The organism is Streptomyces sp. NPDC101490, from assembly GCF_044767145.1.
In the GTDB taxonomy this organism is placed as follows: Bacteria; Actinomycetota; Actinomycetes; order Streptomycetales; family Streptomycetaceae; genus Streptomyces.
The window spans coordinates 62,911-75,467 of record NZ_JBIWNI010000007.1 but is presented as its reverse complement, the minus strand read 5'-3'; the positions used below and the strand labels follow the sequence as shown (position 1 = coordinate 75,467).

Below are 12,557 nucleotides of genomic sequence, written 5' to 3'. Positions count from 1 at the left end.
TCCCCGCGGGCCCGGTCAGGGGCGCAGGATCAGACGGATCGGATCGCCGGTCTTGTTCTCCAGGCGCCGGACCGCCTCGGCGGCCTCCGCGAGCGGCAGTTCGCCGCTGATGGACCCGGAGAAGTCCAGCCGCCCGCCCTGGACCAGGGCCAGCAGCTGCGGGAGCGCGACCGGCATGTCGGAGCCGTAGTGGCCGAGGACGCGCTGCTGGAGGTAGCTGAAGCGGGTGCCGTCGGCGATGGCCAGCGGCTTGTCGGTGAGGCCCACCAGGACCAGCCGGCCCTTGGGGGCGAGCACCGTGAGGGCCTGCTCGCGGACGGCCGGCACTCCGGCGAAGTCGAAGGCGGCGGCGAGTCCGGCCCCGCCGGTCGCCCGGCCGATCCGCTCGGCGAGCTCCGGGTCGGCGGAGTCCAGCGCCAGGTCGGCGCCCTGCGCGAGGGCGCGCTCCCGGGCGGTGGGGTTGGGGTCGACGGCGACGACGGGGTACGCGCCGACGGCCCGCAGCAGCTGGACGGCGTGGACCCCGAGTCCACCGACGCCCCAGACGCCGACGGCCTCGGCGGGCTTCACGGCGCCCGTGTCGGTGATCGCTCCCCAGGGGGTGGAGACGGCGTCCGGGATGATCGCGCCCTGGTCGAACGGGATCGACGCGGGGAGTTCGATGAGGGCGTCCTCGGCGGAGAGGGCGTACTCGGCCCAGCCGCCGTCGTAGTCGACGCCCCGGGTGTACGCGATGCCGTCGCGGACCTCGCCCGAGTAGAGCACGACCCGCTGGCCGGGAGTCCAGCGGGTGACCCCGGGGCCGGTCTCCGCGATGGTGCCGGACACCTCGTGCCCGAGGGTCACCGTGTCGTCGCGCAGGAACAGCGGGGTGAGGGTGCCGTCGATGAGGTGGACGTCTGACAGGCAGACACCGGCGGCCTCCACCTTCACCAGGACCTCGCCGGGGCCGGGCGCGGGCTTCGGCACCTCCTCGATCCGCAGCGTGCGGGTGGGGACGTGCAGTCGGGCGGCGAGCATCTGCTTCATGACATGACCTCCTGATCGCGGCGGCGACCGGGGGCTGCGAGCCCCTAACGCAAGTCGCCTTGCAATGAAAGTACGTTGATCGACGCCGTAACGCAAGTGTCATTGCGTTAAGATGAGCCATGTCCTCGCCCGACCAGACCCCCCAGCCCCTGCGCCGCCGCGGGGCCCGCATGCGCTCCGCCGTCCTCGCCGCCACCGTCGACGTCCTCACCGAGCACGGTCTCGCCGGGACCACCGTCGGCGCCGTCGCCCGCGCCGCCGGGGTCCACGAGACCTCCGTCTACCGGCGGTGGGGGACCAGGGAGAACCTGATCCTGGAGGCGCTGGCCGAACAGCTCGACACGGCGACGCCCGTGCCGGACACCGGGCGCGTCCGGGACGACCTCGTCGCGTACTTCGGCTCGCTGGCACGGCTGCTCGCGACGGCGCAGGGCGAGGCCCTGCTCCGGCTGAGCGCCGAACGCGACGACACCTTCCCCGACCACCGCCTCTCGTACTGGACCGAGCGCCTCGAACGGGGGGCCGTCATGGTCCGCCGGGGCGTCGAGCGCGGCGAACTCGCACCGGGCACCGATCCCGGACTCGTCATCGAGGCCGTCAGCGGCGCCCTGTTCACCCGCGCGCTCATCAGCGGAGCCCCGCTTGACGAGGACCTCGCCGCGCACCTCGTGACCCTCGTGCTCGACGGGGCGGGCCCGGCCCCGACGGCCGGCTCCTGAATCGCCGCCGGGCCCCTGCCCGGCGCCGCCCCGGCGGGGGAGCGGCGGAGGGGCCTGTACGGGTGGACCCGTACCCCGCCGGAGTCCCTCCGGTCGTGGGGCGGCGGCCCCGGGCGCAAGGTGGTGCCCTCCGGACCACCTCCACGGGGAGAGCGCGCATGACGACACCGGCGTCACCGGACCCGGACCGGCGCCCGGGTCCCGCCCCCGAACCCGACCGGAGCGGCTCCGGGACCGGTGACGGCCGGGGCACGTTCACCACCGCCGTACCCGCCCGTCTCGACCGGCTGCCGTGGTCCCGCTGGCACTGGATGATCGTGATCGGCCTCGGCACCGTCTGGATCCTCGACGGCCTCGAAGTCACCATCGTCGGCAACGTGGCCGGGCGGCTCGCGGAGGAGGGCAGCGGTCTCGACATCACCGCCGCGCAGGTCACCGGCACCGCCGCCGCGCTCTACGTGGCCGGAGCCTGTTCGGGCGCGCTGTTCTTCGGGTGGCTCACCGACCGGTACGGCCGCAAGAAGCTGTTCATGATCACCCTGGCCGTCTATCTCGCGGCGACCGCCATGACCGCGCTGTCGACCGAGTCCTGGTGGTTCTTCCTCTTCCGCTTCCTCACCGGTTTCGGCATCGGCGGCGAGTACGCGGCCATCAACTCCGCCATCGACGAACTGATCCCCTCGTACCACCGGGGCCGGGTCGATCTCGTCATCAACGGCAGTTACTGGCTCGGCGCCATCGGCGGGGCCCTGCTGTCGATCGTCATGCTGGACACCGACGTCTTTCCCCTCGACGTCGGCTGGCGGCTCAGCTTCGCCCTCGGTGTCGTCCTGGGCCTGGTCATCCTCCTCGTCCGGCGGCACGTACCGGAGAGTCCGCGCTGGCAGCTCATCCACGGGTGCGGCGAGGAGGCGGAGAGACTCGTCGGTTCCGTCGAGGAGGAGATCGAGAAGGAGAAGGGCCGGAGCCTCCCGGAACCCGCCGGACGGATCACCGTCCACCAGCGCCGGAGCATCGGCTTCGGCGTCATCGCCAGGACCGTGTTCGCCCGTTACCCGCGCCGCGCGGTGCTCGGACTGGCGCTCTTCATCGGCCAGGCCTTCCTGTACAACGCGATCACCTTCGGCTTCGGCGTCATCCTCTCCACCTTCTACGGGGTCCCCACCGGCCGCACCGGCTACTACTTCGCCGTCATCGCCGCCGGGAACTTCGTCGGACCGCTGCTGCTCGGCAAGCTCTTCGACACCGTCGGCCGCCGGATCATGATCTCCTCGACGTACCTCCTCTCCGGCCTGCTGCTCTTCGTGACGGCCTGGCTCTTCGGCCGGGGCTCCCTCACCGCCACCACCCTCACCGTCTGCTGGTGCGTGGTGCTCTTCTTCGCCTCGACCGGCGCCTCCAGCGCCTATCTGACGGTGTCGGAGATCTTCCCGATGGAGACCAGGGCGATGGCCATCGCCTTCTTCTACGCCCTCGGCACGGCGGCCGGAGGCATCAGCGGGCCGCTGGTCTTCGCCGACCTCACCGGCTCGGGCGACGTCGGCGACACCGTGCTCGCCTTCCGTATCGGGGCCGCCCTGATGTGCGCCGGAGGCCTGGTGGCGGTCTTCCTCGCGGTGGACGCGGAACGCCGTTCCCTGGAGGACATCGCGGCACCCCTCTCGTCGGAGCCCGCGTGACCGGCGCGGGACGCGGCCCCCGCGCCGGGGGCCGGAGCCCCGGGACGGACCTTCGGGGACGAAGTTCCGGGCGGGGCGTGCCGATGGCACCGGTCCCCGGGGCGGGGGCCGGTGCCATCGGCCGGGCGGTGCGCTCGGGCACCTTCCGTGGGGGACGCGGGCGTCAGCGCCGGGGCGCGTCGGTGACCCGGCCCGTGAGGAGCGGGCCGTCCGGCCACTCGCCCTCCTCCTGGTAGACCTTCACCCGCATCCGCAGGGACTCCTCCGGCTCCGTCAGCGCGTCGGTGACGGTCGGCACGGACACCTCGGTGCTCGTCTCCCCCTTGGGGACCTGGACCCACAGGGAGGAGCCGTTCGCGGACAGCGGCCGTTCCGGGTCGGGGACGTCGCCGACGCCGGAGAGCCACTCCGCGTCGACGTCCTTCGTGGACAGCTCCGCCCCCGTGTCCACCGGCAGCAGGTCCCACCGCGTCTCGATGGCGACCTCGGCGGGCTGGGAGAGCTCCGTCCTCCAGACGAGCTTCTGGCCCTCGGTGACCGCGTCGGCGACCGGGGTCACGGTGATCGTGGGCATGGGATCGTCGTTCTCGGCGAGCACCCCGCCGAAGGCGCTGCCGACGGCCACGCCCCGCACGGCCTTGACGGCGACCTGGTGGTCGCGGTCGATGTCGTAGCGGGAGTCACCCTCCACCGCGAAGGACACGTCCACGGTGGAGCGGCCCGCCTCCACCGTCACCGTGCGGACCGTGGACACATACGTCTGCGGGTCGAGGACGGCGAGCTTGACCGTGCCGCTGCCCTTGCCCGTGACGTGGACGGGCACCTGGTAGGTACGGGTGCCGGAGTCGCCCTCCTGGACCGCCAGCCGCCCGATGTCGATGCGCGGGAGCGGGACGGGGCGCACCGCCGGGGTGCCGGGGCGCCAGCCCCAGGCGTCCATCAGCCACAGCTCGCCGGGGCCGCCGCGCGGGACGAGTTCCAGCGAGCGGGTCCGCTCCAGGTCGACGCCCGCGGCGGCGGCCGCCTTCAGCGGGACCCGGACCTCACGCGCCCAGTGCGAGGCCGTCATGCCGGAGCCGGGAAGGCCGTCGACGGCGACCCGACCGAGCGTCACCCGCCTGCCGGAGGTGTCGGTGACGGCGACGTCGAGCAGGGTGCCCCGGGTGTTCGGCGGCACGATCACCCGCAGGGCGAGCGCGTCGGAGCCCGCCAGCGAGAAGGCACGCTCCGGCGTCAGCCGGACCGGGGTGCCAGGACCGGTCCAGCGGGCCGTGACGGCGTTGCGGCCCGGCTCGCTCTCGGCGCCCCGCCACGACGCGAAGTGCGGTGACCTGCCGGGGCCCGAGTCCACCGGCAGACAGGCCCGGTCGCCGCTCGTCGCGGTCTGGTCGCACACGCGTCCGTTCGTGACCGTCAGCGGGGCGTCGGCACCGATCGCCGGGGTCCGGTTGCCGCCGACGGCATGGGTCAGCACCCGGGCGGGGTCCGCCGAGGGCGCGCGCAGACCGGAGCCGTCGAGCAGCGGACGGACCCGGTCGTCGCCCGCGAGGAAGAGCCGCGCGGCGGCGGCGATGTAGGTGCTGCCCGCCGCCCGCTGCTGTCCGGCGGTCAGCCGCGTCGCGGACCGGGGCGAGCAGACGGGGTCCGTCTCGTCGGCGGCGTCGTCGAAGGCCGGTCCCTCGGCCTCGCCGGGCGTCCACTGGCTGTTGAAGAAGTTGTGGTTGGCGCCGACCATGTAGACCGCGCTGTGCAGCGCCGTCCCCCGGCCGACGCCCCGGGTGCCGTCGAGGTAGATCTGGCCCTGGAGGTCGTTCACGTCTCCGTCGCAGCCCGGCAGGATCGTCATGGACGGCACGTCGGGCGTGGGGTTCTGGCCGAAGTTGGTGGGGCCGATCATGACGGTTCCGCGAATCCGCCAGCTCACCGGTCCCCGCTGGCCGTCCTCGGCGGGCGGCGGCGGGGACACGCTGTCCAGGGCGGCCCGGTTGACTCCCTCGCCGCCCCGGGAGTGGCCGACCAGGAGGACCTTCGACAGGTCGACGGGCTTCGTCGCCCGCACGGAACCGGGCGCCTTCGCCGGGTCCGCGCCCCATTCCGCCCAGCGGGCGAGGTGCTGCCGTATCAGGGAGGAGCGGGCCTGCGCACCGAAGTCGGCCGCGCGGTTGTCCTGCGAGCTGATGCCGTTCGCGGAGAGGGAGACCGTCACATAGCCCTGGGACGCCAGGAGCCGCTGGTCGTGCAGATGGCCCCGGTGGCTCGGTATCTCCTTGTACCCCGGCTTGCACGGCCAGTGCAGGGTGGGGACGTCGTTGCCGGGCTGGTAGCAGGTGGCGCTGCGCCCGTGCAGGAAGAGCACGAGCGGTCGCCTGCCCGGCGCGTCCGTGGGGCCGACGACCGTGGCGCGCATCTCCACCGGTTCGGCGTAGCCCGGCAGGCGCACCGGCTCCAGGGCGTACTCACCGCTGGTGGTGCGGTACTTTCCGGCGGCACCGGGATCGACCGGGTTCGCCGGGTACGGGGCCGGGGGCTCCGTCGCGGCCGACAGGCGCCGCTCGCCGGGAGCACGATGGGTCCCCGCCGCGTCCAGCCGCCGCGTACCGGCGACCACCTGGAGTTCGCCCACCGGCCCGATCTCCACCCCGTCGAGGGGGAGCCGGAAGGTGCGCTGGTCGGGGGAGGCCTGCGGGACGCCCAGGGTCCGCTTCCCCGAGCGGAACTCGATCAGGGCGCCGCCCGCGCCCACGGGCCCGGGCGCGCTCCACACCAACTCCCCGTCCCCGAGACGCCATCCCTCCGGCAACCGCTCCCTGGTGGCTCCCGGGGGCGCCCCGGGTATGGACGCTCCGGGTGGCTGCGCGTACGCCGGCGCACCCGCCGCCAGCGCCACGACCGCCAGGCCTGCGGCCAGCGCGCGTGAGACCTGTCCCACGATGGTGTCTCCTCGTCCTCGGTCATGCTGCGGCGCCCCGGGAATCCCAGGGGCGCCCTTTCGTAACCGGTAGACGTCCGAACCCGTCGGGGGTTGCGCCTCCGCCGGAAGCTGTTCGAACGGGACGGCGACTGCCTGACCGGCGAGAGGATGAAGCGGACGGTGACCTCGGGGACTCCGGGCACGCCTCGGGGCGTCTCTTCCGGACCGCGCCGACGGGTTGCCGGGCGTGCGGTGGGGCAGGCCGCGAGACGGAGGACAGCCGGGGTACGTGGAGGTGTGCGGCTGCTCCGGCAGTGCGGCGAGGCGCTGTGCGGGGAGCCGCGCGGGACGGGCGGGATCCGGCCGCCCCGGCGGGACCGTCGGCGCGTCGGACAGCGGCCACGAGGAGACGCGCTTGCGGCCGGACGTCTCTCAGTCGTCGTAGAAGAAGAGCGCGAGATCCTCCACGGACCCCGGCCCGGTCAGGAAGGCCTCCGCTCGGGCGATCTCCTTCTCCGGAGGCACCCGGCCCTCCCGGAGGAGCAGGGTCATCCATCTCTCGCCCTGCTCGCCGATCGCGTAGACGGCGGACAGCAGCTCGGCCATGCCCGCGGGATCCTCGGGGCGGCGTCCGACGACGGGCCGGAGTTCCCAGCCTCCCGCCCGCGCGGCGAGCCGGAGCACCCCGGCCCAGTTGGCGATCCGCCCGATGCGTACGTGCCACGCGTCCTCGGTGAACGGAGCCGGACGGCCGCCGTGCAGGGCGTTGGTCGCGGCCATGATGTCCGCCATCACCCGCCGTTCCACGGCATCACGGACCCAGCGCCCCTCCTGCGCTTCCTCGACGGCGGCCGCCCACCACTCCCACGCGTCGTCCAGCCGGGCCGTGAACGTATCCATCAGGACAGCGTCCCACGCCCGGGGCAGCCGCCCTTCAGGTGCGCCCCCGGACCCGTACCGGAGCCACGCCCTAACGCCTCGGGCCCCCGACCACGTACACCGTGGTGCCGACGACGGCCAGGACGACGGCCGTCCAGGTGGCGGCCTGCGCGCCCGGCTCCCGCAGCATCCAGCCCAGGACCTGCGACGCCGTGTCCGTCGAGGACGGGGCGACGAGGGAGACCGACAGCCAGGCGAACGGCGGGAGCCACGCGTACGCGACCCCGCCCCAGGCCGCCCCGACGGCGACGAGCCCCAGCAGCCCCGCGCTGTTGCGCGCCACGAAGGAGAAGGAGACCGGCTGCCCGCTCAGCGACTGCGCCGCCAGCAGCACCCCGCCGACGAACGCGCCGCAGAGCAGCAGGTGCGCCGCCCTCCGGGGCATCCAGCCGATCGCGGCCGTCCGGTCCAACGCCAGGTCCTGCCCGCCGAGTCCGACCGAGACCGCCGTCATCCCCATGACGAGGACGAGCGTGGCGAGCCGTGGGTCGTCCAGCGCTCCGCCGCCGAGCTGGGCGAGCGCCGCCACCGCCACCGCGCCGATCAGCACCGCGGCGAGCGAGGCGGGCGCCTGCCGCGAGCGCGCGTACAGCGTCAGCGCTCTCACCAGGTTCCACCGCCGTTCAGCAGCGCGAGCGGGTCGCCCGAGCAGGAGACCGCGGCGGCGTGCGCGGCACCGATCCGCTCCCGCTGCTCGTCCCGCGGCAGCGCGGCGAACCGCTTCCACACCGGACGGATCAGGTTTTCCTGATCCGTCGTCGAGAGCATGGTCCCCTCGATCGGGCGCGGCTCCTCCCCGAACACCCAGGCGGTCGCGACGGCCTGGGCGGCGGCCTCCTCATGGGTGCCGCTCTCGATGGTGCTGCGGGGGTGGCACAGCGGGACCAGGCCCTGACCGACCAGGGCCCGGGTCAGCCGGCCACTCTCGGTCTGGCCGATCATCCGGTCGCTGAAGTCGAGGAGTACGGAGTCGCGCGGACGCTCCGGTGTGCCGCTGATCGCCCGGGGCACGGTGGTCTCGCGGAGGGCGACGGGCGCCCGGTCGCCCAGGGAGCCGCGCAGCAGCCGCAGCGCCTCCTTGCCGGGGCCCGCCAGAGTGTCGAGGCGCGCCTGCCGGGCGGCCGTCACGCACACCGGCCCGTCGCAGACCTGCGCCGCCGCGGCCCGGTCGACGACATAGGTGTCGCGGGGGTCGGCAGGCAGCACGAGCAGGGCGAGGGCCCCGCCCGCCAGCAGGGGGGTGAGGGCGAGCAGCCGGGCGCGCGGACGGGTGACGGTCAGCAGTGCCAGGCCCGTCGCGGCCATGCCGAGCAGCCAAAGGGTCTGCCCGAGGTGGACGGGGAAGGAGAGCGTCAGCAGGGTGTCGCGCACGTCCGCCACCGGGGGCGACAGCAGCGAGAGAGCGTTCGGCGCGGCGGACGTCGGCAGCACGTGGTCCGAACTCTGCACCTGACGGAGGAAGTTGACGAAGAGGAAGGCGCTCAAGGCCAGCACGGGCGGTGTGAGGACGGAGGGCAGGGTCCGTGCGACCCCCATGCCCAGCGCGGCACCGGCGGCCAGCGCGAGCGCCGCCACCAGGGAGATGGGCAGCCAGCCCAGATGGGTGAAGGAGGCGCCTCCGGACAGGATCCGCACCGCGCCCACGAGGACGAGCAGCACGAACGCCGAGACCAGCGCGAACGCCGTCGTGCCCGCCAGGAGGACCGCGCGATGCCGGGTGGGCCGGGGGGTGCTGGTGAGCAGTTCGGCCATGGCCGAGCGGTGGTCGCGCAGCCCCTGGAGCGCCCCGAGCCCGACCGCGATCGGCCACAGGAAGACCAGCAGGTACCGGGTCCACAGGGCCATGGAGGTCCACTGGGCCGTCCAGAGCGTGCTGTCCTGCGCCCACGCTCCGGGGATCAGGTGCAGGAACGCGAGCGCGGCCACCAGGACGACGGCCCCGGCCCACGGGGCGACGGAACGCTTCAGCTCGATGAGCGGGATACGGAGGTTCACCAGGCGCCCTTCGTCTGCGTGGGGTCGGCCAGCAGGGCCGAGTAGCCGCGCTCCAGAGGGCTGTCGCCCACGTGTTCCGGACCGCCCGCGGCGGCCAGCTCGCCCGGGGTGCCCTGGAAGACAAGGCGCCCCTCGGCGAAGAGCACCACATCGGTGCAGGCGGCGGCCACGTCCTCCACCAGATGGGTGGAGACGACCACACAGGCGTCCCGGCCCAGTTCCTGGAGCAGTTCGCGGAAGCGCAGCCGCTGCGCCGGGTCCAGACCGACCGTCGGCTCGTCCAGCAGCAGGACCGACGGGTCGTTGACGATGGCCTGGGCGATGCCCGCCCGCCGTACCATCCCGCCCGACAGGGACTTCATCCGCTGGTCGGCGCGGTCGGCCAGGCCGACCCGCTCCACGGCGCGCTGCACCGCCGCCGGGATGTCCGGCCCCGGCACCTCCTTCAGCCAGGCCATGTACTCGACGAACTCACGCACGGTGAACCGCTTGTAGTAGCCGAACTCCTGCGGGAGATAGCCGATCCGGCGGCGCAGCGCCCGGTACTCGCCGAGGCCGCCCGCGGACTCGCCGAGCAGTTCCAGCGTGCCTCCGGCGGGGCGCAGCACGGTGGCCAGCGCCCGGATGAGGGTGGTCTTGCCCGCCCCGTTGGGGCCGAGGAGACCGTGGACGCCGGTCCCCAGGGACAGGTCGAGCCCGTCGACGGCCATCCGGTTCCTGCCGACCTTCACCTTCAGCCCGGTTGCCCGGATCTCCCAGGCGTAGGCCGTGGGGGCGATGTCGGCCCTGCTCACTGCGGGCATCATGCGCATCCTCTTCTTGCGGGGGTCCCGGGGGTCCCGGGGGTCCCGGGGGTCCCGGGGGTCCCGGGGGTCTCGGGTGACTCGGGAGGATCTCCCGGGGTCCCGGGTGGTCTCGGGGTTGTTCGGGGTCATGGGGATCGGAGGGATTTCTGGGAGCTCCGGGGATTCCGAAGATTCGTGTGATCTCAGGGATTGGTGTGGTCTCAGCGGTTCGTGGGATCTCGGAGGTTCTGGGTTCTCCGGGTTTCTCCGGGAGTTCAGCGGTGGGCCCCCGGCAGGGTGTACGCGCCCCTGCGGGCGATCACCACGCCGACGCCGAGCGCGAGGACCAGCCCCCACACCGGCAGGGTGTCCGTCCGCAGGACGAAGCCCGCGCTGTCGGTGGCGAGCACCGGCACCATCACGGCGACCCACACGGCCACCAGGGCGACGGCGGCGCGGGCCATCCCGATGAGCCCGCCGAGGGCCAGGGTCAGCGCGGTGAAGGCCAGGCAGGGCAGCAGCCACTGCACAGCCGACACGCCGGTCGTCCAGCCTCCGGCCAGCAGCGCGGGAATGACCACGGCGAGTACGGAGGCCGTGCGCCGCAGCACCAGTTGCAGCCCCGCCCTCGGCGTGACGGACGTCAGCTCGTACGCCGGGTCCAGGCCACGCGACCAGGAGGCCGCGACGCCGCCCACGGGCAGGACGGGGGCGAGCAGCAGGAGCAGGGGGACCCGGCCGGAGCCGGGTCCCGCCAGGTCCATGACCAGGGCCAGTGCCGTCACGGCCAGGACCATGGCCAGCCAGGGCGTCATGACGGGCGTCGCCCAGGCCGAGAGGCGCGCGCGGAGCCGGCGCGGCGGAGCGGGGACGGTCGTCGCCAGGAGCGGTTCGAGGCCGGACCAGACGGCGGCGGTCAGCGCCGCCACGGCGGGCACCCCGGCCGTCACGGCGGCCGACAGCCGGTCGCGGCAGACCCCGCATCCCTCCAGATGGGACTCCAGGGCCCACACCTCGTCCGGGGCGAGGTCCGCCCCGCCGTGCGCGTATCCGTCGATGAGCCGTGCCGACGCGTGTTCCACGTTCATCCCAGTGCCTCCCGCATCACGATCCGGGCCCGGCGGGCGCGGGTTTTGACCGTTCCCTCGGGCAGTGCCAGCAGTACGGCGGTCTCCCTGACGGACAGCCCGTCCAGCACCATGGCCTGCAGTACCTCCCGGAGCTCCGGGGCGAGGCGCCGCAGCGCGTCGCCCACGTCACCGCCGACGGTGGACAGCAGCGCCTCCTCCTCGGCGGCGGGCGCCACCGGATGCGGCGCGGCGGCCGGCGGCGGCTCCGCGTGGTGGGCCCTGCGCCGGAACGCGTCGACGAGGCGGCGGGCCGCGATCGTCCACAGCCAGCCGACGGCCGTTCCCCCGGTGCCGCTCCCGGCGAAGGAGCCCGCCGCCCGCCACACCGCCAGATACGTCTCCTGCATGACCTCGGCGACGATCTGCTGGTCGGCGCAGCGGCGGCGCAGCCGCACCGCCAGCCACGGCGACGTGCGCCGGTACAGCTCCTCGAAGGCGGCCCGGTCGCCCCGGGCCACCCGTCGGAGGAGCTGCTCCTCGTCCAGTTCCTGCGGCGCTGCCGCCCTCACTCGCTTCACACCTGCTAGACGCCCGGCGGGGACCTCAGGTTTTGCCCGGGAGGTGATCCGGGTCACAGGGTGGTGCCGCCGGGCCGGGTGGTCTCGGGCGGCGGGTGCCGTCGCCTCCGCCGGACCCCGGGACACCCGTGTCCGGTGGGTTGAGGTCCCCGTAGGGGCGGCCGGTGCCGCGCGGGGGATGATGGGGGCGGAACGACGGAACACGAGGTCAGGAGCTTCCATGGCGAAGCGGGTTCACCAGCCGCGTGAGGACGCGGAGTTCGATTTCATCCTCAGGGCGAGTGGAGTCCCGGTCCTCGCGTACTTCATCGGGACGTGGCCGAAGGCGATCGAGCCGTGCCGGGTGGCGGACCTCGTCATGGGCGGCATCGCCGACGAGTACACGGGCCGTCTGACGGCCGTCCGCACCGACATCACGCGCTGCCCGGCCGCGACCGAGCGGTACGGGATCACCGGCGCCCCGTCCTGCGTCCTGTTGAAGGACGGGGAGGCGGTGGCCCAGGGGACGGGACCCATGACCACCGCCGAGGTACGGGAGTTGCTGGACGGCCACCTCTGAGCGACTCCGGCGGACGCGCCCCGGCGCGTCCGCCCGTCCGCCGGTCGCCGTGAGGCGGCCGTCCATGGCACGTCTCAGGGGCGCGGGGCGATCACCGAGGTGCCGTCGTGGACCGTGATGGCCTGGGCCGGGCAGACGTCGGCGGCCTCCAGGACCCGGTCGTCAGGGGCGAAGGACCCGGCGAGGGGCCGCGCGTGCTCCCCGTCCAGGGCGAACACCTCGGGCGCGATCGCGGCACACATGCCGGACGCCATGCAGAGGCCGGGATCGACGCGTACGTTCCAGGGCACCGC

General features: G+C 74.0%; 12 protein-coding genes. 3 read left to right on the top strand and 9 right to left on the bottom strand.

What is annotated here, in order from left to right; all coding sequences use genetic code 11:
- Positions 1-15: 15 nt before the first annotated feature.
- Entirely contained in the window at positions 16-1,029 is a 1,014-nt protein-coding gene (locus ACIRQY_RS16620) for a zinc-binding dehydrogenase (RefSeq protein ID WP_403926066.1), read from the bottom strand.
- A gap of 119 nt (positions 1,030-1,148) precedes the next feature.
- Here ACIRQY_RS16620 and ACIRQY_RS16615 point away from each other — a divergent pair, with 119 nt between their 5' ends.
- Positions 1,149-1,748, top strand: coding sequence for a TetR/AcrR family transcriptional regulator (locus ACIRQY_RS16615; RefSeq protein ID WP_351783926.1), 600 nt, complete (start codon positions 1,149-1,151; stop codon positions 1,746-1,748).
- Positions 1,749-1,906: 158 nt separating this feature from the next.
- Positions 1,907-3,427 (top strand): MFS transporter, encoded by a 1,521-nt coding sequence (locus ACIRQY_RS16610; protein ID WP_403926062.1) that lies wholly within the window; start codon positions 1,907-1,909, stop codon positions 3,425-3,427.
- Positions 3,428-3,590: 163 nt separating this feature from the next.
- Here the strand turns inward: ACIRQY_RS16610 and ACIRQY_RS16605 are convergent, their stop codons facing one another.
- From ACIRQY_RS16605 to ACIRQY_RS16575, 7 genes are all read right to left on the bottom strand, one after another.
- Positions 3,591-6,356, bottom strand: coding sequence for a hypothetical protein (locus tag ACIRQY_RS16605; protein ID WP_403926059.1), 2,766 nt, complete (start codon positions 6,354-6,356; stop codon positions 3,591-3,593).
- Between the two features lie 414 nt (positions 6,357-6,770).
- Positions 6,771-7,238, bottom strand: a complete 468-nt coding sequence (locus tag ACIRQY_RS16600) for a hypothetical protein (RefSeq protein WP_351783932.1) — start codon at positions 7,236-7,238, stop codon at positions 6,771-6,773.
- Positions 7,239-7,308: 70 nt separating this feature from the next.
- The gene (locus ACIRQY_RS16595) at positions 7,309-7,884 is read right to left on the bottom strand and encodes a hypothetical protein (protein WP_403926056.1); all 576 of its coding nucleotides are present in this window, start codon (positions 7,882-7,884) and stop codon (positions 7,309-7,311) included.
- Complete coding sequence (locus tag ACIRQY_RS16590) at positions 7,881-9,272, bottom strand: hypothetical protein (RefSeq protein ID WP_403926053.1); 1,392 nt, start codon at positions 9,270-9,272, stop codon at positions 7,881-7,883. Before ACIRQY_RS16590 ends, ACIRQY_RS16595 begins: the two co-directional genes overlap by 4 nt.
- Complete coding sequence (locus ACIRQY_RS16585) at positions 9,269-10,078, bottom strand: ABC transporter ATP-binding protein (RefSeq protein ID WP_351783938.1); 810 nt, start codon at positions 10,076-10,078, stop codon at positions 9,269-9,271. Before ACIRQY_RS16585 ends, ACIRQY_RS16590 begins: the two co-directional genes overlap by 4 nt.
- Before the next feature lie 254 nt (positions 10,079-10,332).
- The gene (locus tag ACIRQY_RS16580) at positions 10,333-11,145 is read right to left on the bottom strand and encodes a zf-HC2 domain-containing protein (RefSeq protein ID WP_403926050.1); all 813 of its coding nucleotides are present in this window, start codon (positions 11,143-11,145) and stop codon (positions 10,333-10,335) included.
- A complete protein-coding gene (locus ACIRQY_RS16575) occupies positions 11,142-11,645 on the bottom strand; it encodes an RNA polymerase sigma factor (protein WP_351784020.1) in 504 nt (167 codons plus the stop codon). The genes ACIRQY_RS16580 and ACIRQY_RS16575 overlap by 4 nt, the downstream gene beginning before the upstream one ends.
- A 280-nt stretch (positions 11,646-11,925) precedes the next feature.
- Between ACIRQY_RS16575 and ACIRQY_RS16570 the strand changes: the two genes are divergently transcribed.
- On the top strand, positions 11,926-12,264 hold the full coding sequence (locus tag ACIRQY_RS16570; RefSeq protein WP_403926047.1) for a thioredoxin family protein: 339 nt from the start codon (positions 11,926-11,928) through the stop codon (positions 12,262-12,264).
- 74 nt (positions 12,265-12,338) lie between these two features.
- Here the strand turns inward: ACIRQY_RS16570 and ACIRQY_RS16565 are convergent, their stop codons facing one another.
- Positions 12,339-12,554, bottom strand: a complete 216-nt coding sequence (locus ACIRQY_RS16565) for a ferredoxin (RefSeq protein ID WP_403926044.1) — start codon at positions 12,552-12,554, stop codon at positions 12,339-12,341.
- Positions 12,555-12,557 lie beyond the last annotated feature (3 nt).